The organism is Sphingomonas leidyi (assembly GCF_011761945.1).
In the GTDB taxonomy this organism is placed as follows: domain Bacteria; phylum Pseudomonadota; class Alphaproteobacteria; order Sphingomonadales; family Sphingomonadaceae; genus Sphingomonas; species Sphingomonas leidyi.
In genome coordinates this window covers 399,722-423,877 of the sequence record NZ_JAASQV010000002.1, presented here as the reverse complement: position 1 = coordinate 423,877, position 24,156 = coordinate 399,722, and the positions used below count along the sequence as shown (strand labels likewise).

The following is a 24,156-nucleotide window of genomic DNA, read 5'->3' as shown; positions in this document are numbered from 1 at the left end:
CAAGGAGTCACTTGTCAGGATTTCTGGCCAGCAGTTCCGCTATCACCGCACGCCGGTCACGCTGCTCAAAATGCGTAAACAGGGTTCGGTCGTCGGTACATGCGAAGCGATACAATGGGGACGTGATAGACATTGGCCCGGACATGCTGGCTATCGTGCTATTGTGTTTTAGATCGCCATTAGCGTCCAGGGTGAACGGTTCCATCCTCGACGTTGTCCTCGTCGTGCACCGGACTATTAAACTCAATGCAACGCCAGTTGCGCCGTTGGCTTGGGGTTTTGAAAACAACGCGACAAGCCAGAGAACCGCGCTGTCGCCCGATCGCCTCGGCTGCCCGTTGGAAATTACGTTCCAGCTATCGGCGCCGCCGGGTTGAACAAGCCACCAATCATTCCCCTCAAATCGATCCGCCGTGAGCGCCTGTGCCAGCGCTGGCGAAGCGAATGCACAGGTCATCAAGGCGGCGATCAAAAACTTCACGATGTTTCCCTATGCAGTGGGTTGCAAGAGTATCCTCGGCGCAAAGCCAGTCAAGGTCGCCGCGCTCATCACGCACCCAACTAAGGCGGTGAGCGATTCGATCCAGCTGGAACCGCGTGGCCCGTCCAGGCATATCGCCTTCATGGCGAAGCTCGGCGACTGGATCGATCCTAGGCCCACCGGCATCTATCTGCCCGCGGCCGATATCTGGATCGACCCGTCCCAGCCGGTCCGCCGCGCCCTCGTCACCCACGGCCATGCCGATCATGCCCGGGGTGGCCATGGCGCGGTGTGGGCGACGCCGCAGACGCTGGCGATCATGGAAGCGCGCTACGGGCCGCAGAACGGCCGGCCCGTGGATTATGGCGAGCGGATCACGCTGCACGGCATCGACATCCGCTTCGTGCCCGCCGGCCATGTCCTCGGCTCCGCCCAGATCGTGCTCGAGCATCGCGGCGAACGGATCGTCGTCTCGGGCGACTATAAGCGCCGCGAGGATCCGACCTGCGCGCCCTTCGAGCCGGTGCCCTGCGACGTGTTCGTCACCGAGGCCACGTTCGGCCTGCCCGTGTTCCGCCATCCCGAGACGCATGACGAGCTCGACAAGCTGCTCGCGGCCCTGCGCGCCAATCCGGACCGCTGCGTGCTGGTCGGCGCCTATGCGCTGGGCAAGGCGCAGCGCGTGATCCGCGAGCTGCGGGTGATGGGGTTCGAGGATCCGGTCTATCTCCACGGCGCGCTCCAGCGGCTCTGCGATCTCTATGTCGAGCAGGGCATCGACCTGGGCGAGCTGCGCCCCGCCACCGGGGTGCCGAAGGCCGAGCTGCGGGGGCGGGTCGTCCTGTGCCCGCCGGGCGCGCTCAACGATCGCTGGTCGCGCCGCCTGCCCGATCCGATCACTGCAATGGCATCGGGCTGGATGCGCATCCGCCAGCGCGCCCGGCAGCGCAACGTCGAGCTGCCGCTGATCCTCTCCGACCATGCCGACTGGGACGAGCTGACCCGCACCATCGCGGAACTGGAACCGCGCGAAGTGTGGGTGACCCATGGCCGCGAGGACGCGCTCGTCCACTGGTGCCGCCTACACCAGATCAAGGCGCGCGCGCTCGATCTCGCCGGGTTCGAGGATGAGGATGATTGATCCTGCCGCGTGAGGCCGAATCGCGGCGGAAAACTGGCTCCCTTGTCCGTTCCTCGGGGCAATCGCCGCGAAAGGTCATGCGAGTCGCGCCAGCGGGGCACCGGCGATCGCGCACCATGCTTGCGCGGGCGCGCGCACGGCAGGCGAAATCCTGTGTCGCAGGCCGCTCAGGCGGCGGCGCGGTCCGAGCCGGCGAACAGCCACGCCTCGGCCGCCCAGGGATCGTCGAAGCAGCGCGCGATCCGCCGGTCGAGCGCGCGCTGGAGCTGGGTGCGCGCCAGCGTCCGGCCGATCACGAAGGCGAGCCGGCGCGAGCGATGGGCGGGATCGGCGAGCATCGCGCGGAACATCTCGACGCTTTCCTGCGCCTGGATCTTCATGTCGCGCAGGTCGTTGAGCGTCAGGTGCCGGTTGGGGCCGCAGGTGAGCTGGGCATGCGCCCTGGCGCGTTCCGCGAGAAAGGCGTCGATGTCCGCGGAAGTGAAGAAGCCACCCATTCGGATGCGGACGAGATCGCGCGCGGGGTCGACGTCGATAGTGAAATCGGCAGACATGGAAACGGCGATAGCCCGCACTGGCCTACCAAAATCCTAAGGACGTTCGACGCCCGGCCAGGCGAGCGTCGCGACCACGGGAAAATGATCCGACGGATAGAGCGCGCCGCGATGGGCATCGATCGTCCGATAGCCGCGCGCCTTGAAGCCGCGCGTCAGGATCCAGTCGATCCGATGGTCGGGCACGCCCTTGAAGCCGTGAAAGGTCGCCTCCGGGCCCAGCGGCTTCGCCACGGCGTCCCGGGCATCGGCCAGCATCTCGCCCAGCAGGGCATGCGGCGCCGAATCGGGGCCGGTATTGAAATCGCCGGTCAGCACCACGGGCACGCCCCGGGGCAGGGCGGCGATGCGCTTGCGGAGCAGCGCGGCGCATTTCTCCCGTGCGGAGGCATCTTCCGCCCGATAGGGGAAATGGGTGTTGAGCAGGTAGAAGCGCTTGCCCGAGCGCGTCTCGAACAGGCCCCAGGTAACCATGCGCGGATAGAGATTGCCCCAGCTGATGCTGGCGACCTGCTCCGGCGTGTCCGACAGCCAGAAATCGCCCTGCTCGATCAGCTTGAGCCGGTCGCGGCGATAGAAGACGCCCATATGCTCGTCGGCATGGCCGCCGCGCCGGTCGATCCCGAACCAGCTGTACTGCGGCAGCTTGGCGACGAGATAATCGCCCTGGATCCGGAACAGCTCCTGCGTGCCGATCACGTCGGGATCGGCGGCGGCGATCGTCTCGACGAAGAGATCGCGGCGATTCTCCCAGATATTCGCCCCGTCCGAAGGCGAGGGCAGGCGCACGTTGAAGCTCATCACCACGAGGCCGTCCCGGGCCTGCGCCATCGCCGGGGCGAGCAGGGCCAGCAGCAATGCGAGAAAACGGATCAACCCACGCCCTCCAGCGCCTTTTGCCGGCGGCGCTGGACCGAGCTGCCGATCCCCATCGCCTCGCGATATTTGGCGACGGTGCGCCGAGCGATGTCGAAGCCCTTGGCGTTGAGCAGCTCTACCAGCGTGTCGTCCGACAGGATCTTGCGGGGGTCCTCGGCCTGGATCAGCGTGCGGATCGCGTTCTTAACCGCCTCGGCCGAGACCGCGTCGCCGCCGTCCGCCGACTGGATCGCCGAGGTGAAGAAATATTTGAGCTCGAACAGCCCGCGCGCGCAGCTGAGATATTTGTTCGAAGTGACGCGGCTGACGGTCGATTCGTGCATCTCGATCGCCTCGGCGACCTGGCGCAGCGTCATCGGCTTCAGATGCGCGACGCCCTTCAGGAAGAAGGCTTCCTGCTGCTTCACGATCTCGCTGGCGACCTTGATGATCGTGCGCTGGCGCTGGTCGAGCGCCTTTACCAGCCAGTTGGCGCTGGCCAGCATGTCCGAAAGCCAGGCCTTGCTGGTCCTGTCCTGCGGGCCCGCCGAGACTTCGGCATAATAAGCGCGGTTGACGAGCAGCCTGGGCAGCGTGGCGGCGTTGATTTCCACGGCCCAGCCGGCGCCGCGGCGGGCGACGAAGATGTCCGGCGTCACGGCGAGCGTCGGCTCCCCGCCATAGCGGCAGCCGGGCTTGGGATCATAGCCCCGCAGCTCGCGGATCATGTCCGCCAGGTCCTCGTCGTCGACGGCGCAGATGCGCCTGAGCCGCGCGAGGTCGCCGCGTGCGACCAGATCGAGATTGTCGATCAGCCGCGCCATGCAGGGATCGTAGCGATCGGCCTCCTTCGCCTGCAGCGCGAGGCACTCGGCAAGGTTGCGCGCGCCCACGCCGGTGGGATCGAAGGTCTGGATCGTCGCGAGCACCGCTTCCACCCGGGCGAGCGGCACGTTCAGCCGGTTGGCGATGTCGAGCAGCGCCGCGGTGAGATAGCCCGCCTCGTCGATCTGATCGATCAGGTGCGCGGCGATGAACAGGTCGTGCCCGGCCACGCTGGCGCCGGCCTGTGCCGTCAGGTGATCGGCGAGGCTGAGGTCGGCGCTGCCGAGATTGTCGAAATCCGGCCCGTCCTCGGGCGCGGCGCCGCTGCCGGCACCGGTCAGGCCCAGGCTGCCGTCGAGCCCGCCGCCCGCGCCGATCGTGTCGCTGCCGCTGTCGTGGTGGAAGGTCTCGGCGGCGAAATCCACGTCGAGCGCGGCTTCGCCCGCAGCCTCGCCGCCGCCGGCGATCAGCTCGCTGGCGTCCGCCGGGCCGTCGCGCTCCTCGAACTCGAAATCGGGCTCCGGGGCGTCGGCCGGTTCGGACGCGCCGCGCTCCTCGTCGCCGCCGGTGCCGCCATTCTCGAGCAGCGGGTTCTTCTCCAGCTCCTCGGCGATGAAGGTCTCGATCTCGAGATTGGAGAGCGCCAGCAGCTTGATCGCCTGCTGGAGCTGCGGCGTCATCACCAGCGATTGCGACTGGCGCAGATCGAGGCGGGGCGCGAGGCTCATGGGGAGCGGGCCGGGACCGAAGGCCAGGTCACAGCTCGAAGCTCTCGCCGAGATAGAGGCGGCGGACATTCTCGTCCTTGACGAGATCGGCGGGCGCCCCGGCGAACAGCACGCGGCCGTCATAGATGATGTAGCCGCGATCGACGATGTCGAGCGTCTCGCGGACATTGTGATCGGTGATCAGCACGCCGATGCCGCGCTGCTTGAGCTGGATGATCAGGTCGCGGATGTCGGAGATCGAGATCGGGTCGATGCCGGCGAACGGCTCGTCGAGCAGGATGATCGTCGGGTCCGCCGCCAGGGCGCGGGCGATCTCGGCGCGGCGGCGCTCGCCGCCCGACAGCGCCATGGCCGGCGCGGCGCGCAGGCGCGTGAGGCCGAATTCGTCGAGCAGCTCGTCGAGCCGGCGCTTGCGCGCGTCCTTGTCGGGCTCGGACAGCTCGAGCACGGCGAGGATGTTGCCCTCCACCGTCAGTCCGCGGAAGATCGAAGTCTCCTGGGGAAGATAGCCCAGGCCCAGGATCGCACGGCGATACATGGGCAGGCGCGTGATGTCCTCGCCGTCCAGCATGATGCGGCCGCTGTCGGGCTTCACCAGCCCCATCACCGAATAGAAGCAGGTGGTCTTGCCCGCGCCATTGGGCCCGAGCAGGCCGACCACTTCGCCGCGGCCGACCGAAACCGATACGTCGGTCAGCACCACGCGCTTGTCGTAGGACTTGGCGATCGAGACGACCGCGAGCCCCTTGTCGGGCAGCGGCGCTGGGTCCGCGACGGGGGTTTCGAGAGTGGCGACTTCGGTCATACTCGGTCCCTGCATGGACGGGCTCGCGTTACTGGCGGGTTATTCCCCGGCAGTTTGGCAGGATTCCTGCATGAACTGGGCCGGGAAGGGAAGGGGCCGCGCGGCGTGCCGTGGAAAAAGGGCGATTACGGTTTCGGAGCCGGCGTTGCCGCGGGCGCTGGGGCCGGCGTCGGCGTGGCTGCCGGCGCGGCCGCGCGCTTGGGCACCGAGAAGCGGCCGGTTACGCGGCCACCGCGGCTCTGCACCCCGGGCGTGCCCGGCACGGCGGTCGAGCCGCCTACGCCCGAACCGTCGATCGTCGCGCGGCCGGTGTCGAGGTTGATCACCAGGCGGCCGCCCGAGACGGTGTTGGCCCCCTGCTTGAGCGTGACGCCGCCGACCATGGTGATGATCCGTTTGTTGACGTCGTACACCGCGAACTGGCCGGTCGCGCGCTGATCGGGCCGAGTGACGGTGACGCCGCCGGCCGCGTCGAGCCGCGAGACTTCGGGCGAGCCGTCGGTGATCTGGCCGGTATAGGCGACGGTGACGCGTGCCGCCTCGAGCATCATCTCGGCCTGCCGGATCTGCACGCTGCCGCTGAACAGCACGCGATTGGCCTTGTCCTGCAGCTCCATGTGCTGGGCATTGAAGTCGATCGGCGCGTTGCTGTCGTGGCGCTGCTGCGCGGCCGCGGGGGCAGCGGACACGGCGAGCGCCAGCGAGAAGCCGATCGGAAGCAGGGCGGTCGCACGGATCATGTCTAGCGCCTATTCGCGCGCTTGGGGACGATCCGCAAGCGTGCATTGCCATCTAGGGAGATGGTGCGGTTTTCCAAGTCGGCGGTCATCTTGTTCGCGCTGAACACGCCCGTGGGCGTCTTGCCGGTCACGGCGCCGCCGCTTTCCATCTTGCGGGTCTTGAGGTCGACGGTCGCATTCTCGGTGTCGAGGACATAGCCGTCGGCGGTCTGGAACTTGACCGGGCCGTCGACCGAGACCTGTTCCTTGTTGAGATCGTAATGGCCGCGATCCGCCTTGAGCGTGGCCGGCCCCTCGGGCAGCCGGATCTCGGCGGCGAGGTCGCGCAGCTGCACGATCGGCTCGGCCGAGCTCTTCTGGATCGCCGAGCCCGCGTTGAGCTGGAAGGGCTGCCCCTTGCTGTCCTCGCCGCGATACACCGCCGATTCGAGGCGGAGCCGCTCGGTGGCCATGTCGACCTTGTTCTTGTCGAGCACGAAGCTGACATCGCCCTTGGTGAGGAGCGGCGCGAGCACGAGAAAGGCCGAGAGCACGCCGATGCCCACCGGCAGGAAGATCAGCGAGAGCCGGATCAGCCGATCGTGCGCGCTGCCGGGATGCGCCCAGCTGCGCTTCTGCGACTGGAGGCGGGTGGCGACTTCCGACATCTAGATGTGCGCGAAGATGTCGGTTTCGGGCCAGCCGGCCAGGTCGAGCTCCGCGCGCCAGGGCAGGAAGTCGAAACATGCCTGGGCGAGGTCGGTGCGGCCTTCGCGCTCGAGGCGCTTGTCGAGTTCTTCCTTCATGGCGTGCAGGTAACGCACGTCGGACGCCGCGTATTCCCGCTGCGCCTCGGAAAGTTCGGGGCCGCCCCAATCGGAGGATTGCTGCTGCTTCGAGATCTCGACGCCGACCAGCTCGCGGGCCAGGTCCTTGAGGCCGTGGCGATCGGTATAGGTGCGGACCAGGCGCGAGGCGGTCTTGGTGCAATAGACCGGGCCGGCGATGACGCCCAGATAGAAGCGGATCGCCGCGAGGTCGAAGCGCGCGTAATGATAGAGCTTCAGCCGCTCCGGATCGGCGAGCAGCATGCGCAGGTTCGGCGAATCATAGGCCGAGCGCGAGCCGAAGCGGACGAGATGCTCGTCGCCCGAACCGTCGGAGAGCTGGACGACGCACAGCCGGTCGCGCGGCGTGATCAGCCCCATCGTCTCCGTGTCGACGGCGATCGAGGCGCCCGGTGCGAACAGGTCCTCGGGAATGTCTTCTTCATGAAAATGCACAGTCATGGCCGCCGCCTAGACCCGATCGCCGCCGGGCTCAATGGCCGGCGCTTCCGACGCGGCCGCCCGCTTGCGCGCGCGCGCGGTCCGCGCCCAGATGTTGAGCCCCTCGACGGCGGCCGAAAAGGCCATGGCGGTATAGATATAGCCCTTGGGGATATGGGCGCCGAACGCCTCGCCGATCAGCACCATGCCGATCATCAGCAGGAAGCCCAGGGCGAGCATGACGACGCTGGGGTTGCGATTGATGAAATTGGCGAGCGGATCGGCGGCGGCCAGCATCACGGCCACGGCCACGATCACCGCGACGTACATGATCAGCACATGCTCGGTCATGCCGACGGCGGTCAGGATCGAATCGACCGAGAAGACGACGTCTAGCAGCAGGATCTGGACGATCGCGGCCGTGAAGGTGATCGAGGCGACCTTCTTCTTGTCGAGCAGCTGGTCGCCCTCGCCCGGCGCGTCGGCATCGACCGAATGGTGGATCTCGGTCGTCGCCTTCCACATCAGGAACAGGCCGCCGGCCAGCAGGATCAGGTCCTTCCACGAGAAATCGGTCTCGAAGGTGGGAATGCCGTTGGCATCGGGCGGCCCCTGGATGCCGAGGCTGAACACCGTGGTCTTCAGGCTGATGATCCAGCTGATCGCGGTCAGGAGCGCGAGCCGCATCGCCAGCGCCAGGCTGATGCCGACTCGGCGCGCGCGCCGGCGCTGCGCCTCGGGCAGCTTGTTCGAGAGAATCGAGATGAAGATGAGGTTGTCGATACCGAGCACCACCTCCATCACGATGAGCGTGAGGAGTGCGGCCCAGGCGGCCGGACTGGCGAGCAATTCGGCGATCGCGTCCATGCGCCTACCTCTGCCGTGCCCCCGATTGTGGCGCAAGCGCCGCGGTTAACGATTGTTCGCCCCGATCAAGTCGAATTTCGTTCGCTCGCTGTCCGATTTTGGGCTATGCCGATTCCATGGCGCAAGATTTTGCGCTGGAAGACCTGCGTTTTTCGTCCGGCGCTTGGCTTTTGATTTGATTTATGGGCGAACCGGGAAGACGAACAGGGCATGAGTTTCGATAGAGGGCGCCGTGGGGATCGCGGCGGACGTGGCCGCGACAAGCGTGATGGCTTCGGCGGCGATGATTTTGGTGGCGGCGGCTTCGGCGGCGGTTTCGAGGATCGTGGCGGTTTCGGCGGCGGTGACCGATTCGGCGGCGGCGGTGGCGGTGGCTATCGCGGCGGCGGTGGCGGCTTCGGCGGCGGTGGCGGCGGTGGTTTCCGCGGCGGCGGCGGCGGTGGCGGCTTCGGTGGTGGTGGTGGCGGCGGCTTCGGCGGCGGCAACCGCATGCCCCCGCAGGTCATCGGCGAAGGCACCGGCGTCGTTAAGTTCTTCAACGGCCAGAAGGGCTTCGGCTTCATCGTCCGTGACGATGGCGGCGAAGACGTCTTCGTGCACATCTCGGCGGTCGAGCAGGCGGGCCTCACCGGCCTGGCCGAAGGCCAGCCGCTCGGCTTCACGCTCGTCGATCGCGGCGGCCGCATCTCGGCCACCGAGCTGAAGATCGATGGCGAGCCGATGCCGGTCGAAGAGCGCGCACCCCGCGAGGATCGCGGCGATCGTGGCGGCTTTGGCGGCGGCGAGCGCGGTGGCCCGCAGCGCCAGCTGACGGGCGAGAAGGCGACCGGCACGGTCAAGTTCTTCAACGCGATGAAGGGCTTCGGCTTCATCCAGCGCGATGACGGCCAGCCGGACGCGTTCGTGCACATCTCGGCCGTCGAGCGTGCGGGCATGCCGACGCTCAATGAAGGCGACCGACTCGAGTTCGAACTCGAAGTCGATCGTCGCGGCAAATATGCCGCGGTGAACCTCACGCCGTCGAGCTGAGGCGCGCCTTCGGGCCAGCAGATCGAAGGGGCCGGGCGGAAACGTCCGGCCCTTTTGCTTTCTGATTTGCGCGGAGAAGAAGGAGAATTTGTCCGCGCAACGGGCGCCGGGAACGCAGGGGAGCAGGTGCGGGAAGCGCATGCACCGTGTCGGCATCGGCAATGACGATGGCTAGAGCGCCCTCGGCGCAGTGCGGGACAGCCTGAGCGTCCTCAGCGCGAACCAATCTCCGCGCCTTCGCGAAGCGAATCGCGAATCGGCTTATCCCTCCAGCAGTTCGTGGAGCGGTAGCGCCGGCGTGAACTTGCGCCGGCGCTTCACGAAGCTCGTCTCGTAGCGTCGCACCACCGGATCGCCGCCGAGCAGCGAATCGACCAGCATGTTGAACGAATCCATGTCGCGCGCCGAGACGAGCAGGACGAGATCGAAATTGCCGGTCACTTCGAGCATCAGCTGGACGTGCGGGCTGGCGAGGACCCGGCGCTGAAAGGCCTGGAGCGCGTCGAGCGAGTGCCGGTCGAACTGGACATGGACCAGTGCCGACAGGAACGGCCCCACTTCCTCCGAGACGATGGCCACATCGGCCGCGATCGTGCCGTCCGCGCGCATCCGGCGGATTCGCCGGGCGATCGCGCTGGGCGAGAGCGGCAGCCGCTCGGCCAGCAGGTCGGCGGTCATCAGCGCGTCCTGCTGCAGCAGCGCGAGAATGCGCAGGTCGATGGCGTCGTTGGTCATCCGGCGACTATGCCAGATTCTGGCAAGCGCGCAGCCGAAATTGCGCGCCACGCGCCCGCGCTTCAGGTCATGCAGTGTTATGCAGATAACACAGTTGGGGAGAGACTCATGAAGATCGCACTTGCCGCGCTGGCGCTTTCCGCCGGCCTCGCCGCCGGCGCGCAGGCGCAGCAGGGGCCGGGCCCCATGCCAGGCCCCGCGCCGATGGCCGCACCGGCGGCGAGCAAGGCGGAGATCGTCACGGGCATCCGCAAGGCGATCGCCGGGAACTATGTGGTCGCGGGCAAGCGGGCCGCACTCGACGCCGCGCTTGCCAAGGGCCTGAAGGCCGGGCGCTACGACGTCGCGGATCCGGGCGAATTCACGCGCCGGCTGAACGAGGATCTCTACGCGGTGGCGCAGGACAAGCATCTCTCGCTGTTCTTCGATCCGCGCCTGTCGGCCGAGATCGCCGGCCGCGGCAGCCAGAATGACGAGATCGAGGACACCCCCTTCTTCAAGGCGATGATGCGCCAGCGCAACTATGGCATCACCGAGATGAAGCTGCTGCCCGGCAATGTCCGTTATATCCGCTATGACGGATTCGGCTGGACCGGGGCGGAGAGCAAGGCGGCGATCGATGCTGCGATGGCGTTCCTGCGCGAAGGCGACGCGGCGATCCTCGACCTGCGCGGCAATGGCGGCGGAAGCCCCGAGGCGGTGAAGCGCATCGCCAGCTATTTCGTGCCGGCCGGCACGCCGCTGGTGACCTTCCATCTGCGCAGCGCGGCGCCGACCAGCTCGACGAGCGAGGCGGTGCCCGGCGGGCAGCTCCGCCTGCCGCTCTATGTGCTGACCAGCAATCGCGCGGCGTCGGCCGCGGAAGAGTTCGTCTCGCACGTCGCGCGGCTCGGCTTCGGAACGCTGGTGGGCGAGACGACGGCGGGCGCGGCCTATCGCAACGAGCATTTCGCGGTGCCCGGCGGCTTCGTGATGAGCGTGTCGATCGGCTATCCCGAGCTGCCGGGCGGCGGCAACTGGGAAGGCAAGGGCGTGCCGCCGAAGATCGCGGTGCCGGCGGACCGGGCGCTCGACCGCGCCCAGCAGGATGCGGCGCAGAAGCTCGCCGAGAAGGCGCAGGGGCCGCAAAGGACCGAGCTGGAATGGACCGCCGCGCTCTATGCGGCGCGCGCGACGCCGGTGGCGCCCGCCCGGGCGCTCGCGGCCTATGCCGGGCGCTATGGCGCGCGCACGGTGGCCGTGGAGAATGGCGCGCTCACCTGGCAGCGCGACGGCGGCGTCAAATCGGCGATGGTGCCGCTGGGTGGCGACCTGTTCGCGCTCGAATTCGACCCGGCTACCCGGGTGCGCTTCACCGGCGAAGGCGCGGTGACCGGCGTGATCATCGAGCGCGCGGACGGCTCGGGCAATCCGGTGCCCAGGGGATAGTCGCGGCCCCCGCCGGCGCTGCTTCGGGTCGGCGCTAGAGCAGGATCAGCACCGCGCCGGCGAGGATTCCGGCGACGCCCAGCGCCCGGCCGGCCGTCACCTTCTCGCCCAGGAAGAGGGTGGCGATGACCAGCGCGGTGACCATGCCGGTTTCGCGCAGGGCGGCGAGCGGCGCGGTGGGGCCGATCGCCAGTGCCGAGAGCGCCAGGCCATAGGTGACGATCGAGAGCGCGCCCGCCGCCACGCCCGGGCGCCATTGCCGCGCCGCCGCAGCGAAGATCGCGCCCCGGGAGAGCAGGGCGAACATCGTGACCGTGCTCATCCCCATCAGCACGAACATCCAGACGATGTAGCTGTGCGGCGTCGGCGCGGCACGCACGCCATGCGCGTCGATCACCGTATAGCCGGCGATGGTGAGCCCGGTCAGCAGCGCCCAGCCCAGGCCGGCCCGGCCGATGTGCCGGCCCAGCACCATCACGAACATGGCCCCGCCGATCAGCGCGATGCCGGCCAGCTCGCGCGCTCCGGCCGGCTCGCCGAGCAGCCCGATCGAGAGCGCGGCGGTGACCAGCGGCGCGGTGCCGCGCAGGATCGGATAGGCGGCCGAATAGTCGCTCGTCTCGAACGTGCGGACCAGCGAATAGAGATAGAGGCAATGGACCAGCGCGGTGCCGGCGATCCAGGGCCAGGCAGCGGCCGGCAGCGGCACGAGCAGCGTCGCCGGCAGCAGGATCAGCGCGCTCGATCCGTCGATGATCGCGCGGCCGGCCATCTTGTCGCGGCCGCCCTTCAGGATCGCGTTGACCACGGCATGGATCGAGCCCGAGGCGATCATCATCGCCGGGGCGAGCAGCTCGGGCTTCACCAGGCGGTGTCGCGGACGTGCCGGAGCCAGAACGCGAGCAGGATGCGCGAGACGATTCCGGAGAAGACTATCAGCGGAACGACCAGCCAGAGCATCAGCACCTGGAAGGCGCCCCATTGCCCGGCGACGAGATGCCGGGCGCTGCTCAGCGCCGTCCAGCCCAGGACGATCGCGGTGGTGATCAGCCCGGCGAGCAGGGCGGCGCCGATCCAGCGCCGCCAGGGCAACGCGGGATCGCGCAGGAAAAGCAATGCGATAGGGGTGCCGACGACCAGCGCATAGCAAAGGCCGAACAGCGCCAGCGTGGCCCAGACCCGCAGCAGCGAATCGGCACCGCCGCTGCCGGCAAAGGCAGCGAGCAGCGATGCGGGAACCGGGCCCGCGAGCACGCAGGCGACGAGCGGCAGCGCCGGTACGCGATCCTCTGGCCCCATGGGGCGAATCTTGGCTCAGGTGAGGTGCTTGCGCAACGTCTCGATCGTGTCGGCTTCCCGGGCAGGCTTGTCGGTGCGGATGCGGCTGATTCGCGGGAAGCGCATCGCCAGGCCCGATTTGTGGCGCCGCGATTCGTGGATCGAATCGAAGGCGACTTCGAGGACGAGGCTCTTGTCGGTCTCGCGCACCGGCCCGAAGCGATTCACCGTATGGGTACGGACATGGTGGTCGAGCCATTTCAGCTCTTCGTCGGTGAAGCCGAAATAGGCCTTGCCCACGGGCAGCAGCGCGCCCTCCGCCGTCCAGGCGCCGAACGTATAGTCGGAATAGAAGCTGCTGCGCTTGCCCGAGCCGCGCTGGGCGTACATCAGCACGCAATCGGCGACCAGCGGATCGCGCTTCCACTTGTACCAGAGCCCCGCCCGGCGCCCGGCGACATAGGGCGCGCTGCGCCGCTTGAGCATCACGCCCTCGATCGACGCGTCGCGGGCGCCGGCGCGAAGCTCCTCCAGCGCGGCGAAGTCCGCGGCCGCGATGACCGCCGAGAGGTCGAACCGCTCGGGATCGAGCCGCGCGGCGAAGCGCTCGAGTCGGGCGCGGCGCGCCGACCAGGGCAAGTCGCGCAGATCCTCCGCGCCGTCGAAGAGGATGTCGTAGAGGCGGACGAATGCGGGATAGTCGGCCAGGGTTTTCGCACTGACCAGCTTGCGGCCGAGGCGCTGCTGGAGCGTGTTGAAGCTCGCCGCCTCGCCGCCCTGGAACGCGCCCTTCACCAGCAGTTCGCCATCGAGCACGCCGGGCGTGGCGAAGGCCCCTGCGACTTCGGGAAAGCTGTGGGTGATGTCGTCGCCCGCGCGGCTGTAGAGCCGGGTCTCGCCCGCGACATGGACGAGCTGGACGCGGATCCCGTCCCATTTCCACTCGGCGGCATAATCGGCGAGATCGACGCTCTCCTGCTCGAGCGGGTGCGCGAGCATGAAGGGGCGGAAGACCGGCAGGTCGCGCGCGCTGGGCTGCGCGGCGCGGCCCTCGGCCCAGTCGAACAGCGGCGCATAGGGCGGGGCGAGGCCATGCCACACTTCCTCCACCGCCTCGACATCGAGCCCGAAGGCCCGGGCCAGCGCGGTCTTGGCGAGCCGGGCCGAGATGCCGACGCGCAGCGCACCGGTGGAGAGCTTGAGCAAGGCGAAGCGCGCATCGGCGTCGAGGCGATCGAGCATCGTCGCGAGCGCCGCGGGCGCATCGGACCGAGAGATGCCGCCGAGCGTCGCGACCACCTGCGAGACGGTGAGCGGGGCCATGGTCTCGGGCGCTGCCGCGGGTTCGGGCCAGAGCAGCGCGATCGTCTCAGCCGAATCGCCGACGAAGTCGCGACTCATCGCATAGAGCACCGGATCGACGCGTTCCTCCACCATCGCACGGATCAGGGCGGGCTTCACCGCGGGCAGGTCGAGCCTGCCGGTGAGCGCCGCCATCGCCCAGCCGCGGTCCGGATCGGGCGCGGCGCGCAGATAGTCGCCGATCAGCTTGAGCTTTGCGTTGCGCGAGCGCGTGTAGATCAGGCCATCGAGCAGGTCGGCAAAGGCACGCATGATGGCGCAACGCATAGCGCGGCCGATGCGCTCCCGTTACGATGTTCGCATGCGCAAGCTCCTCCTCATCCTCGCCGGCCTGGCCTTGCCGCTCGCCGCCCTTCTCGGCTGGTGTTTCCGCGAGGCGACGAGCGACCCGGTGGTCCGTCGCGCCGACGTGGCGATGCCGGGGCTGGAGCGCCCGGTGCGAATCGCGCTGCTGAGCGACATCCATATCGGCACCGCGGCGATGGGGCCGGCGCGGCTCGGGCGAATCGTCGCGCAGGTCAATGCGCTCCGGCCGGACCTGGTGGTGATCGCGGGCGACTTCATCTTCGGGCATGACCCCCAGGGCGCGGCGAAGCTGGGGCCGCCTATGGTGGGGCCGCTGCGACAGCTGCGCGCGCCGCTCGGCGTGGCGGCGGTGCTCGGCAATCACGATTATTGGACCGGTCCGCAGGCGGTGCGCAACCAGCTGCGCCAGGCCGGCGTGACGGTGCTGGAGAACCAGGCCGCGTTGCGCGGGCCGATCGCGCTGGGCGGCATCAGCGACGATTTCTCCCACCATGCCGATGTCCCGGCGACGCTGCGCGCGGCACGGGCCCTGGGGCGGCCGATCGTGCTGGTCACGCATTCGCCCGACGTCGCGCCCGGTCTGCCCCCCGACGCGCATCTCCTGCTCGCCGGGCACACCCATTGCGGGCAGGTGCTGATCTTCGGCCGCAATATCGCGCCCGCGGTCAGCCGCTACGGCGCCCGCTATCGTTGCGGGCTGGTGCGCGAAGGCGCGCGGACGGTGATCGTCACCGCCGGGCTCGGCACCAGCGGCGTGCCGTTCCGCCTGGGCGCGCGACCCGATATCTGGTTGGTCACGCTTGTGCCGCCGGCAATGGTGCGGACATGAAAAGCGGGTTAGGTTCGCCGCTCCACCACCGGAGGGGTCTCCCGACAATGAAGCTCGTTCTCACTGCCGCCCTGCTCGCCTGCGCACCCGTTGCCGCCCTTGCCCAGAACGCGCCTGCGACTGCCGCGGCTCCGGCGCCGGCCGCCGCGCCCGCCCCAGCGGCGAAGTTCAGCGCGGACACGCCGATCGAAACGCTGTTCGCCAATGAAGGCGCCAAGGCCGTGCTCGTCGCCGACGGCCTGGGCGATATCGACAAGCATCCCGCCTATGAGCAGTTCAAGGCGATGAGCTTCCGCGCGATCCAGCCCTTCTCGGAAGGCAAGCTCACCGACGAGATGCTGGCCAAGCTCGACGCGGACCTCGCCAAGGTCAAGTGACGTGGAAGGGGGCCGGACTCGCCGTCCGGCCCCCTTCATCCGATTCGCGCGGACGCGGGTTCAGCCCTTGCGCGACGCCTCGAACAGGAACCAGGCGCGCTCCTCGGCCTGATCGGTCCATTCGTCGACGATGCCGCTGGTCGCATTGTCGCCGGCATCCTCGGCCGCCTGCTTCACCGTACGGAAGCTCTCGATCAGCTTGAGATTGTCCTCGCGCAGTTCGGCGAGCATGTCGCCGGGCGCGACATAGTCGGCGTCATTGTCGGTCAGCGTCTGGCGGCGGGCGATGTCGCCGATCGAGCGCAGCGTGACGTTGCCGGTCTTGCGCACCCGTTCCGCGATCGCATCGGTGATGCCGTAGATCTGCGCCGCCTGATCGTCGAGCAGCAGGTGATAGTCGCGGAAATGCGGGCCCGAGACGTGCCAGTGGAAGTTCTTGGTCTTGAGATAGAGCGCGAAGCAATCCGCCAGCGCGGAATTCAGCGCGTCCGCCACGCTCTTTGCGTCGTTGCGGTTGAGATCGGTAGGGGTGCGGAGCGCCGCATTCGTATCAGCCATGTTCGTCCTCCCGGGATTCGGTTCGCAGGGTCAACGAACGGGATATGGGATCGGCTCCGCCCGGCGCATGCGCATTCTTCCGATCTCAGAGATCGATCAGGTGAGGCGCAGCGCGTTCACGCCGATCCAGCAGCCGGCGATCAGGAAGCCGATTCCGCTCAGGATGCGCAGCCAGCGCCAGGGCATGGCCGCCCAGGTCCGCTCGCCGAGCAGCGCGGCGACGAATGCCACGCCGAACGTGCCGATCGAAGCGCCGGCCGCCGCGAACCAGGGCTGGCCGCCGGTGGAGAGCGCAAGCGTGAAGAAGGGCGTGCTTTCGCCGAAGGCAAGAATCAGCACGCCAAGGAGAGGGGTGAAGAAGGCGCCGAGCTTCCAGCCATCGAGCCGGTCCTTCACGCGATTCGACCCGGCCGCTCCCAGCGCGCCGAAGATCAGCGCCATGGCGAGCAGCAGCGCACGCGCATTGGGCGTCATCATCGGCCCGATCAGCGATCCGCCAAGGGCGGCCGCGAGGTTGAGGGTGGCATGGGCGATGCCCGCCGTGATCGCCACGGTGAGCGGCCGGCCATAGCGATCGGCGAGGATCGCGGTCAGCATGGCCGGCTTGTCGCAAAGCTGGGTGAGGGCGGCCAGCAGGAAGGCCGGGACCAGAGCTTCCATGCGCTTCCCTTTCGGCCGGCATCATGCGGCGCTTCGGTTAAGCCTGCGTGAAGGACATATCCCATCGTCCTCCCCGCCTGCGCGGAGAGGGCGGGAAGGGAATGCGCGCCCTGCCACGCCCAGCCTTGACTTTTGGCCGAGAATCGCACAGTTGCCCGCGTCTGGTAGCGGCGCGCTCTGGCGTGCCGCTCTTTTCTTTTCGCAGTTTCAAGGGTTGTTGGGTCATGGCCAAGCCGACCACTGTCAAGATCAAGCTCGTCAGCACGGCGGACACGGGTTTCTTCTACGTCACCAAGAAGAATCCGCGTACCCAGACCGAGAAGTTCTCGTTCCGCAAGTACGATCCCGTCGTGCGCAAGCACGTCGAGTTCAAGGAAGCCAAGATCAAGTAAGGCGGGCGCGAGCCCGGCTTGCCCTGCCCCCGCGCATGCGGGGCCGATCTTCAAGAAAGCCCCGGGCCGTCAAGGCTGCGGGGCTTCTTCTGTGCCGGTGCCCGGGGCTTCGAGCGGTGCCGCCGGCGATTCGGCCGGCATCAGCGCGCGCACTTCCTCCATGAAGCGCACCAGGCTGATCGGCTTGGAGACATAGGCATTGGCCCCGGCCGCGCGGATCCGCTCCTCGTCGTCGCGGCCCGCATAGGCGGTCACCGCCATGATCGGGATGGTCCGCAGCCTGGGGTCCAGCTTCATGTGCTGGATCAGCTCGAGCCCGGTGACGTGCGGCATCTGGATGTCCATCACCACCAGCTGCGGATCGAAATCGCGCGCGCGCCCCACCGCCTCGCGCCCGTCGCGCACCGGCTCGGCTTCGAACTGGTGCGCGCGCAGCAGGTCGCAGAACAGCTTCAGATTGAGTTCGTTGTCCTCGACAACGAGCACCCTTTTTGCCACGCGCTACCCCCGGATCGACTCTCGGGTGATGTAGGGTATGGCAGGCGCGGAAACAAATGCGGAAGCGCTGGCGCTGCAGGCACTTGTCTGGACGCTGGGCGAGGAATCGCGGGCGCGGCGCCTGCTCGACCTCACCGGCCTCGATCCCGCCGAGCTGCGCGCGCGGGCCGGCGAGGCAATGCTGCTCGCCGCGACTCTGTCGTTCCTCGAATCATACGAGCCCGATCTTGTCGCCTGCGCGGCGGCACTCGACATAAGCCCCGAACAACTGGTCGCCGCCCGGGCGACGCTGGAAAGATCATGAAGCCCCTGCTGATCACCGATTGCGACGAGGTCCTGCTCCATATGGTGCGCCATTTCGGCGTGTGGCTGGGCGAGACGCACGATATCGAGTTCACTCCCAATGGCGGCGATTTCGCCAATTCGATGCGCCGTCGCGCCGATTCGGCCGTGGTGGAGCGCGAGGAGATGTGGGGCCTGCTCGATGGCTTCTTTCCCGCCGAGATGGATCGCCAGACGCTGGTGCCCCATGCCCGCGAGGCGCTGGCCGCGCTTGCCGCGCGCGCCGACATCGTCGTGCTGACCAACCTGCAGGATCATTGCCGCGCGCACCGGATCGCCCAGCTGACGAATCACGGGATCGAACATCGGGTGGAGTGCAACCAGGGCGGCAAGGGCTCGCCCGTGGTGCGGCTGATCGAGGAATATCGGCCGAGCGTCACCGTGTTCGTCGACGATCTGGCGGTGCACCACGAATCGGTGGCCAAGCATGCGCCGGGCGTGTTCCGCCTCCATATGGTCGCCGAACCCAGCCTGGCGCCGAGCGTGGCGAAGGCGCCGCATGCCCATGCCCGGATCGACGACTGGCGCGAGGCGCTGGGCTGGATCGAGGCGCGCTTCGACGCGGGCTTGACCGCCGACGCGGCGAGTGGTTGAGCAAGGCCATGACCACCCATGTCGATCGCAAGCTCGAAGAGCTCGGCCTCGCCCTTCCCGAAGCCGCGGCGCCCGTCGCCGCCTATGTCCCCGTGGTGGAGGCGAACGGCCTGCTCCACGTCTCGGGCCAGATTCCCTTCAAGGACGGCGTGCTGATGACCGGCCGGCTGGGCGAGGACCGCGACCTGGCGTTCGGGACCGAGGCGGCGCAGCGCTGTGCGCTGATGCTGGTCGCGCAGATCAAGAAATATCTCGATGGCGACCTGTCGCGCGTCGAGCGGATCGTGAAGCTCGGCGTGTTCGTCAATTCCGCCGCGGACTTCACCGACCAGCCCAAGGTCGCCAACGGCGCCTCGGAACTGATGCAGGCGCTGTTCGGCGATGCCGGCCGCCATGCCCGCAGCGCCGTGGGCGTGCCCGCCCTGCCGCTGGGCGTGGCCGTGGAAGTGGACGCGGTCGTCCAGATCCGCTGATCCGGCTTTCCCGGGCCTTCGATTCCGGCTCGTTCCCATCGGGGAGCGGGCCGTTTTCGTATGCGGGGATCGCGCTGTTGCTACCCAGCAACAGTTTGTCACGATCCCGTGACGGAACAGCAATTAATGTTGTGCGGTGCAGCGTGGTGCGGCAAGGAAGTCGTGCTTCGCAAGCAGCGCAGGCCGACGAGCCTCAAGTCGACGCCGTACCGGAGCAGCAGGCGGGAACCCTTTTTTGAACAACGGGAAGGGTATTCCATGCGCTACACCATGATCAGCTTCGTCGCGCTCGCGGCTGCGGCCGCAACTGCCCCCGCAAGGGCCCAGGACCAGACCGATCCGCCGCCTGCCGTGACGATCAGCGGCAGCGTCGGCGTGGTCAGCGACTATAAGTTCCGCGGCATCTCGCAGACCGACGGCAATTTCGCCGTGCAGGGCGGCATCACCGTTGCCCATCAATCGGGCTTCTACGTCTCGGTCTGGGGTTCCTCGATCGACGACTATGTCACCGTCCACGGCACCGCGCATCAGGAGCTCGACCTGATCGCCGGCTACAAGCATGCGTTCGACGGCGGCGTCACCGTCGATGTCGGCGCGCTCTATTATGTCTATCCGGGCACGCGCCCCGGCTTTGCGGGCGACCGGAGCTCGTCGGACTTCCTGGAGCCCTATGCCTCGGTCAGCTATGCGATCGGGCCGGCCACCGCGAAGATCACCGGCAATTATGCGCCGAAGCAGAAGGCGCTGGCGATCGACCAGGGCCAGAGCGGCCTGCTCCGGAAGCAGGACAATTTCTACCTGGCCGGCGATCTGTCGGTCGCGATCCCCAAGACGCCGATCGGCCTCACCGCCCATCTCGGCCACACCTGGGGGCCGAGCTGGCTGTCGGGCCCGACCAACGAATATACCGACTGGTCGCTGGGAGCGACGGCGACCTGGAAGTCGCTGACCTTCGGCGTCTCCTATGTCGATACCGACACCAACTTCATCACGCCGAGCGGCAAGGACGCCGCCAAGGGCGGTATCCTCGGCTCGGTGAGCGTCGCCTTCTAGATTGGGGGGAGGGGGAGCGGCACGCTGCTCCCCGCCATGCGAAAGCGCCGGCCTGCATGGGGATGCGGGCCGGCGCTTTCTTCGTTCGGGAAAGGCGGGACGCCTTATTTCGGCGTGCTGGCCTTGGCGTCCTTGCCGTCGCCCTCCGGCGCCGCGACGATGTCGCGCGTGGTCGAGCCCTTGTCGACCACCGTGGTGCCGGGGCTGCCAGCAGTCGAGCGCGCGCTCTGATCGGCGCTGGTGCTGCCCGACTGGTCCATGATCGCCTGCTCGCCGGGGCTGCGCGCGGCCGAGCCGCCGAACATCGCGTCGAGCGCCTGGTTGGCCGGGTTGCCTTCCTGCGGACGCGGGGCGCCCGGCTGCGGCGGCACCAGCGAGAAATCGGGCGGGATCACCAGCGGCGCCTGGCGGGCCACGGCGAACTCGTCGGGGCGCGAACGGTCATAGCCGCGCTTGCCGCAGGCGGAGAGCGATGCCGCGAGCGCAATGGCGCTCACGATGGTAACGGTCTTACGCATTGACTTCATTCTCCACAGCGGCCGGGCTGTCGCCTGCGGCCTTATCGCGCACTAGAAGGGCGCGGATCAACAGGATCAGCACGCCGATGGTAATCGCCGCATCGGCGACGTTGAAGACCAAAAACGGGCGCCACGCCCCGAAATGCAGGTCGGCGAAATCGACGACGAAGCCGAGGCGCGCGCGATCGAGGATGTTGCCGAGCGCCCCGCCCAGCACCATGCCGAGCGCGCAGATGTCCGGCAGTTTCCTCTCGCGGAACATCCACCAGACCACGCCCGCGGCGATCGCGCCGGTGAGCGCGACCAGCAGCCAGCGAGTCGCATCGCTGTTGGCGGCGAACAGGCCGAGCGACACGCCGATATTGGCGACGAAGCGCAGGTCGAAGATCGGCAGCACTTCCTGGACATGGTTGAGCCCGTCGAGCCCCAGCTTCTGGCCGATCAGCGTCTGGACGAACTTGAGGTCGACGCCCAGCGCGCGCACGACGAGCAGCTTCGTCACCTGATCGATGACGAAAACCAGGGCCGCCACCGCGAAGCCGATTCCACGAGTCACGTTCATTCCACCACCCCGGCACAGCGGTCGCACAAGGCGCCGTCCTGCGCAACTTCCGGGAGATGCCGCCAGCACCGGCCGCATTTATGGCGCTGGGTGGGCACGACCGTGACCGTTTCACCCTGCGTCACCGCCGAGACGATGAACAATTCGGCGAGATCCTCGGCCGAAGCCGGCAGATCGGGCACCGTCACTTCCGCCTCCAGGCTGGAGCGGACCTGCTTTTCGCGGCGATAGGGCTCGATCGCCTCGGTCACTTGCTGGCGCAGCGCCCGGATCGCGTTCCAGTCGCTCCGTACCGCCGCGCCCTGGGGCAGCACGGGCCATTCGAGCAGGTGGACCGATTCGTCCTCGCCCGGGAAGCGCGCCTGCCACACTTCCTCGGCCGTGAAGGCGAGGATCGGCGCGGCATAGCGGACTAGCGCGTGGAACAGCACGTCGAGCACGGTGCGATAGGCGCGGCGCTTGGCCGAGTCCTCCGCATCGCAATAGAGGCAGTCCTTGCGGATATCGAAGAAGAAGGCCGACAGGTCCTCGTTCATGAAATCCGTGAGCGCGCGGCTGTAGCGGTTGAACTCGAATGCGTCGGCCGCACTGCGCAGCTCGGCATCGAGCTCGGCGAGCTTCGCAAGGATGTAGCGCTCCAGCTCGGGCATCTCGGCCACCGCGATCCGCTCGCCTTCGCCGAACCCGTCGAGCGCGCCGAGCAGGTAGCGGAAGGTGTTGCGGACCTTGCGATAGGTGTCGCCGGTGCCCGCCAGCACTTCCTTGCCGATGCGGACATCCTCGAAATAATCGGTCTGGGCGACCCAGAGGCGCAGGATGTCCGCGCCGCTCTCGCCGATGATCTTGAGCGGATCGACGACGTTGCCCAGGCTCTTGGACATCTTCTTGCCCTGGCCGTCGAGCGCGAAGCCATGGGTCAGCACCGCGTCATAGGGCGCCCGGCCGCGCGTGCCCGCGCTTTCGAGCAGCGACGACTGGAACCAGCCGCGATGCTGGTCCGAGCCCTCGACATAGAGGTTGGCGCGGGTGCCGGCGCCGTAGCGCGCCTCGATCACGAAGCTGTGCGTCGAGCCCGAATCGAACCACACGTCGAGGATGTCGGTGATCACCTCGTAATGGGCGAGGTCGTAGCGCGGGCCGAGCAGCGCCTGGTGGTCCGCCTGGAACCAGGCATCGGCCCCGCCGGTGGTGAACGCCTCGAGGATGCGGGCGTTCACGTCCGGATCGCGCAGATACTCGCCGGTCTGGCGATGGACATAGAGCGCGATCGGCACGCCCCAGGCGCGCTGGCGGCTGATCACCCAGTCCGGCCGCCCTTCCACCATCGCGCGGATGCGGTTGATCGCGCGCTCGGGCACCCAGCGGGTGTTCGCGATCGCATCGAGCGCGATGCCGCGCAGCGTGGCGCCGTTCGAGGCGCTGGCGTCGCGCGATTCCTCGTCCCAGCTGGTGTCGTGCGTGGCGGTGCTGGGGCGGTCCATCGGGATGAACCATTGCGGGGTGCAGCGGAAGATCACCTTGGCCTTGGAGCGCCAGCTGTGCGGATAGCTGTGCGCGAAATCGTCCGAGGCGGCGAGCAGGGCGCCGGCCTCGCGCAGGTCCGAGCAGATCGGGCCGTCGCTGGCGACGAACTTCTTGTTGATCACCGATCCCTGGCCGCCGAGCCACAGCCAGTCGGCCCGGTACATGCCCGCCGCATCGACCGCGAACACCGGATCGATGCCATGCGCCTTGCAGAGCAGGAAATCGTCCTCGCCGTGATCGGGCGCCATATGGACCAGGCCGGTGCCGGCATCGGTGGTGACGAAGTCGCCGGGAAGGAACGGACGCGGCCTGGCGAAGAAATCGCCGAGCTTGTGCATCGGGTGCCGGGCGACGGCGCCGGCGAGTCGGGTGCCTTTGACGGCTGGCTCTGTCACGAACCCGAGACGGGGCGTGTCGTGATGGACCTGCTGCACTCGATTCAAGAAGGGGCTAACCAGAGCTTCCGCGACGATAAACTTTTTGCCCTGAAGTCCCTCGGGAACCAGTTCACCTTCAACACTCTGGAACCAACCCAAGACGTACTCAACTTCCGGCCCATAGGCCAAAGCCTGGTTCACCGGGATCGTCCACGGCGTGGTCGTCCAGATCACTGCATGTGCGCCGACCAGCTCGGGCGCGTTCGGGGCCTCGACGATCTCGAACGCCACGTCGATCTGCGTCGAGACGATGTCCTCATATTCGATCTCGGCTTCGGCCAGCGCGGTCTTCTCGACCGGGGACCACATCACCGGCTTGGCGCCGCGATAGAGCTGGCCGCTCTCGGCGAACTTGAGCAGCTCGCCGGCGATGATCGCCTCGCTCTCATAGTTCATCGTGAGGTACGGGTTGGCCCAGTCGCCCATCACGCCCAGCCGCTCGAACTGGCCGCGCTGCACGGCCACCCATTTCTCGGCATAGGCGCGGCATTCGGCGCGGAAGGCGACGGGGTCGACTTCGTCCTTGTTGAGCTTCTTGGCGCGGTACGCTTCCTCGACCTTCCACTCGATCGGCAGGCCGTGGCAGTCCCAGCCCGGGATATAGGGCGCGTCCTTGCCCATCAGGCTCTGCGAGCGGACGACGATGTCCTTCAGGACCTTGTTCATCGCATGGCCCATGTGAATGTCGCCATTCGCATAGGGCGGGCCGTCGTGCAGGATGAAGCGGGTGCGGCCGGCACGCTGGGCGCGCAGCTTCTGGTAGAGGCCGATCTTCTCCCAATGCGCGAGGATGGCCGGCTCCTTCTGGGCCAGTCCGGCCTTCATGGGGAACTCGGTCTTCGGCAGGAAGACGGTTTCGCGATAGTCTTTTTGGTCGCTCATGGGTGCGCGGGAATTAGAGGAAGCCGCGCGGCATGCAAAGCAGATGTTCTGATGCCGCGCCGGACGAACGGTT

Annotated in this window: 29 protein-coding genes; 10 read left to right on the top strand and 19 right to left on the bottom strand. The window is 67.8% G+C overall.

What is annotated here, in order from left to right; genetic code table 11:
* Positions 1-7: 7 nt before the first annotated feature.
* Complete coding sequence (locus FHR20_RS11710; protein WP_167299815.1) at positions 8-481, bottom strand: hypothetical protein; 474 nt, start codon at positions 479-481, stop codon at positions 8-10.
* Between the two features lie 142 nt (positions 482-623).
* Between FHR20_RS11710 and FHR20_RS11705 the strand changes: the two genes are divergently transcribed.
* Positions 624-1,622 (top strand): ligase-associated DNA damage response exonuclease, encoded by a 999-nt coding sequence (locus FHR20_RS11705; protein WP_167299814.1) that lies wholly within the window; start codon positions 624-626, stop codon positions 1,620-1,622.
* A gap of 167 nt (positions 1,623-1,789) precedes the next feature.
* Here the strand turns inward: FHR20_RS11705 and FHR20_RS11700 are convergent, their stop codons facing one another.
* The 8 genes from FHR20_RS11700 to FHR20_RS11665 form a co-directional block, all read right to left on the bottom strand.
* Entirely contained in the window at positions 1,790-2,176 is a 387-nt protein-coding gene (locus tag FHR20_RS11700; RefSeq protein WP_167299813.1) for a hypothetical protein, read from the bottom strand.
* A 36-nt stretch (positions 2,177-2,212) separates the two neighbouring features.
* Positions 2,213-3,052 carry an endonuclease/exonuclease/phosphatase family protein gene (locus FHR20_RS11695; protein ID WP_243857295.1) on the bottom strand — a complete coding sequence of 280 codons (840 nt, stop codon included), beginning with the start codon at positions 3,050-3,052 and terminating at the stop codon, positions 2,213-2,215.
* Complete coding sequence (gene rpoN, locus FHR20_RS11690; protein WP_167299812.1) at positions 3,049-4,587, bottom strand: RNA polymerase factor sigma-54; 1,539 nt, start codon at positions 4,585-4,587, stop codon at positions 3,049-3,051. Before rpoN ends, FHR20_RS11695 begins: the two co-directional genes overlap by 4 nt.
* A gap of 28 nt (positions 4,588-4,615) precedes the next feature.
* Entirely contained in the window at positions 4,616-5,392 is a 777-nt protein-coding gene (gene lptB, locus FHR20_RS11685; protein WP_167299811.1) for an LPS export ABC transporter ATP-binding protein, read from the bottom strand.
* 125 nt (positions 5,393-5,517) lie between these two features.
* Positions 5,518-6,132, bottom strand: coding sequence for an LptA/OstA family protein (locus FHR20_RS11680; RefSeq protein ID WP_167299810.1), 615 nt, complete (start codon positions 6,130-6,132; stop codon positions 5,518-5,520).
* 2 nt (positions 6,133-6,134) lie between these two features.
* Positions 6,135-6,779 carry an LPS export ABC transporter periplasmic protein LptC gene (gene lptC, locus FHR20_RS11675; protein WP_167299809.1) on the bottom strand — a complete coding sequence of 215 codons (645 nt, stop codon included), beginning with the start codon at positions 6,777-6,779 and terminating at the stop codon, positions 6,135-6,137.
* Positions 6,780-7,400, bottom strand: a complete 621-nt coding sequence (locus FHR20_RS11670) for a ribonuclease D (protein ID WP_167299808.1) — start codon at positions 7,398-7,400, stop codon at positions 6,780-6,782. It lies immediately after the preceding gene.
* Between the two features lie 9 nt (positions 7,401-7,409).
* Positions 7,410-8,246, bottom strand: coding sequence for a TerC family protein (locus tag FHR20_RS11665; RefSeq protein ID WP_167299807.1), 837 nt, complete (start codon positions 8,244-8,246; stop codon positions 7,410-7,412).
* 210 nt (positions 8,247-8,456) lie between these two features.
* On the opposite strand from FHR20_RS11665, the gene FHR20_RS23030 reads away from it, so the two are divergent.
* On the top strand, positions 8,457-9,275 hold the full coding sequence (locus FHR20_RS23030; RefSeq protein WP_167299806.1) for a cold-shock protein: 819 nt from the start codon (positions 8,457-8,459) through the stop codon (positions 9,273-9,275).
* A 261-nt stretch (positions 9,276-9,536) separates the two neighbouring features.
* Here the strand turns inward: FHR20_RS23030 and FHR20_RS11655 are convergent, their stop codons facing one another.
* Complete coding sequence (locus tag FHR20_RS11655) at positions 9,537-10,010, bottom strand: Lrp/AsnC family transcriptional regulator (RefSeq protein ID WP_167299805.1); 474 nt, start codon at positions 10,008-10,010, stop codon at positions 9,537-9,539.
* A gap of 108 nt (positions 10,011-10,118) precedes the next feature.
* Here FHR20_RS11655 and FHR20_RS11650 point away from each other — a divergent pair, with 108 nt between their 5' ends.
* Positions 10,119-11,438, top strand: coding sequence for a S41 family peptidase (locus tag FHR20_RS11650; RefSeq protein ID WP_167299804.1), 1,320 nt, complete (start codon positions 10,119-10,121; stop codon positions 11,436-11,438).
* A gap of 34 nt (positions 11,439-11,472) precedes the next feature.
* Here FHR20_RS11650 and FHR20_RS11645 read toward each other — a convergent pair whose 3' ends face one another.
* From FHR20_RS11645 to FHR20_RS11635, 3 genes are read right to left on the bottom strand one after another with little or no spacing between them, the layout of a single operon-like run.
* Positions 11,473-12,303, bottom strand: coding sequence for a DMT family transporter (locus FHR20_RS11645; protein WP_286712524.1), 831 nt, complete (start codon positions 12,301-12,303; stop codon positions 11,473-11,475).
* Positions 12,300-12,737 carry a hypothetical protein gene (locus FHR20_RS11640; protein WP_167299803.1) on the bottom strand — a complete coding sequence of 146 codons (438 nt, stop codon included), beginning with the start codon at positions 12,735-12,737 and terminating at the stop codon, positions 12,300-12,302. Before FHR20_RS11640 ends, FHR20_RS11645 begins: the two co-directional genes overlap by 4 nt.
* A 15-nt stretch (positions 12,738-12,752) precedes the next feature.
* Positions 12,753-14,330: a cisplatin damage response ATP-dependent DNA ligase gene (locus FHR20_RS11635; RefSeq protein ID WP_167300488.1), complete on the bottom strand. Its 1,578-nt coding sequence runs from the start codon at positions 14,328-14,330 to the stop codon at positions 12,753-12,755.
* A gap of 49 nt (positions 14,331-14,379) precedes the next feature.
* On the opposite strand from FHR20_RS11635, the gene FHR20_RS11630 reads away from it, so the two are divergent.
* Both FHR20_RS11630 and FHR20_RS11625 read left to right on the top strand, forming a co-directional pair.
* Positions 14,380-15,213, top strand: a complete 834-nt coding sequence (locus FHR20_RS11630; RefSeq protein ID WP_167299802.1) for a metallophosphoesterase — start codon at positions 14,380-14,382, stop codon at positions 15,211-15,213.
* A gap of 47 nt (positions 15,214-15,260) precedes the next feature.
* Positions 15,261-15,590: a hypothetical protein gene (locus FHR20_RS11625; protein ID WP_167299801.1), complete on the top strand. Its 330-nt coding sequence runs from the start codon at positions 15,261-15,263 to the stop codon at positions 15,588-15,590.
* A 60-nt stretch (positions 15,591-15,650) separates the two neighbouring features.
* Here FHR20_RS11625 and FHR20_RS11620 read toward each other — a convergent pair whose 3' ends face one another.
* On the bottom strand, positions 15,651-16,148 hold the full coding sequence (locus FHR20_RS11620; protein ID WP_086128047.1) for a Dps family protein: 498 nt from the start codon (positions 16,146-16,148) through the stop codon (positions 15,651-15,653).
* A gap of 96 nt (positions 16,149-16,244) precedes the next feature.
* Positions 16,245-16,808, bottom strand: coding sequence for a TMEM165/GDT1 family protein (locus FHR20_RS11615; protein ID WP_167299800.1), 564 nt, complete (start codon positions 16,806-16,808; stop codon positions 16,245-16,247).
* Positions 16,809-17,032: 224 nt separating this feature from the next.
* Here FHR20_RS11615 and rpmG point away from each other — a divergent pair, with 224 nt between their 5' ends.
* Positions 17,033-17,200 (top strand): 50S ribosomal protein L33, encoded by a 168-nt coding sequence (gene rpmG, locus FHR20_RS11610; protein ID WP_025560997.1) that lies wholly within the window; start codon positions 17,033-17,035, stop codon positions 17,198-17,200.
* Positions 17,201-17,269: 69 nt separating this feature from the next.
* Here rpmG and FHR20_RS11605 read toward each other — a convergent pair whose 3' ends face one another.
* A complete protein-coding gene (locus FHR20_RS11605) occupies positions 17,270-17,698 on the bottom strand; it encodes a response regulator (RefSeq protein WP_167299799.1) in 429 nt (142 codons plus the stop codon).
* A gap of 37 nt (positions 17,699-17,735) precedes the next feature.
* Here FHR20_RS11605 and FHR20_RS11600 point away from each other — a divergent pair, with 37 nt between their 5' ends.
* The 4 genes from FHR20_RS11600 to FHR20_RS11585 all read left to right on the top strand — a co-directional run bounded on the left by FHR20_RS11600 (position 17,736) and on the right by FHR20_RS11585 (position 20,160).
* Positions 17,736-18,002 (top strand): DUF3572 family protein, encoded by a 267-nt coding sequence (locus FHR20_RS11600; RefSeq protein WP_167299798.1) that lies wholly within the window; start codon positions 17,736-17,738, stop codon positions 18,000-18,002.
* Entirely contained in the window at positions 17,999-18,634 is a 636-nt protein-coding gene (locus FHR20_RS11595) for an HAD family hydrolase (RefSeq protein WP_167299797.1), read from the top strand. The genes FHR20_RS11600 and FHR20_RS11595 overlap by 4 nt, the downstream gene beginning before the upstream one ends.
* Positions 18,635-18,642: 8 nt before the next feature.
* Positions 18,643-19,107: a RidA family protein gene (locus FHR20_RS11590; protein ID WP_167300487.1), complete on the top strand. Its 465-nt coding sequence runs from the start codon at positions 18,643-18,645 to the stop codon at positions 19,105-19,107.
* A gap of 258 nt (positions 19,108-19,365) precedes the next feature.
* The gene (locus FHR20_RS11585; protein ID WP_167299796.1) at positions 19,366-20,160 is read left to right on the top strand and encodes a TorF family putative porin; all 795 of its coding nucleotides are present in this window, start codon (positions 19,366-19,368) and stop codon (positions 20,158-20,160) included.
* 104 nt (positions 20,161-20,264) lie between these two features.
* Here FHR20_RS11585 and FHR20_RS11580 read toward each other — a convergent pair whose 3' ends face one another.
* The 3 genes from FHR20_RS11580 to ileS are packed head-to-tail and all read right to left on the bottom strand — an operon-like array spanning position 20,265 to position 24,083.
* Positions 20,265-20,678, bottom strand: a complete 414-nt coding sequence (locus tag FHR20_RS11580; protein WP_086128054.1) for a DUF3035 domain-containing protein — start codon at positions 20,676-20,678, stop codon at positions 20,265-20,267.
* Positions 20,671-21,240 carry a signal peptidase II gene (lspA, locus tag FHR20_RS11575; protein ID WP_086128055.1) on the bottom strand — a complete coding sequence of 190 codons (570 nt, stop codon included), beginning with the start codon at positions 21,238-21,240 and terminating at the stop codon, positions 20,671-20,673. The genes FHR20_RS11580 and lspA overlap by 8 nt, the downstream gene beginning before the upstream one ends.
* On the bottom strand, positions 21,237-24,083 hold the full coding sequence (ileS, locus tag FHR20_RS11570; RefSeq protein ID WP_167299795.1) for an isoleucine--tRNA ligase: 2,847 nt from the start codon (positions 24,081-24,083) through the stop codon (positions 21,237-21,239). Before ileS ends, lspA begins: the two co-directional genes overlap by 4 nt.
* Positions 24,084-24,156: the final 73 nt, after the last annotated feature.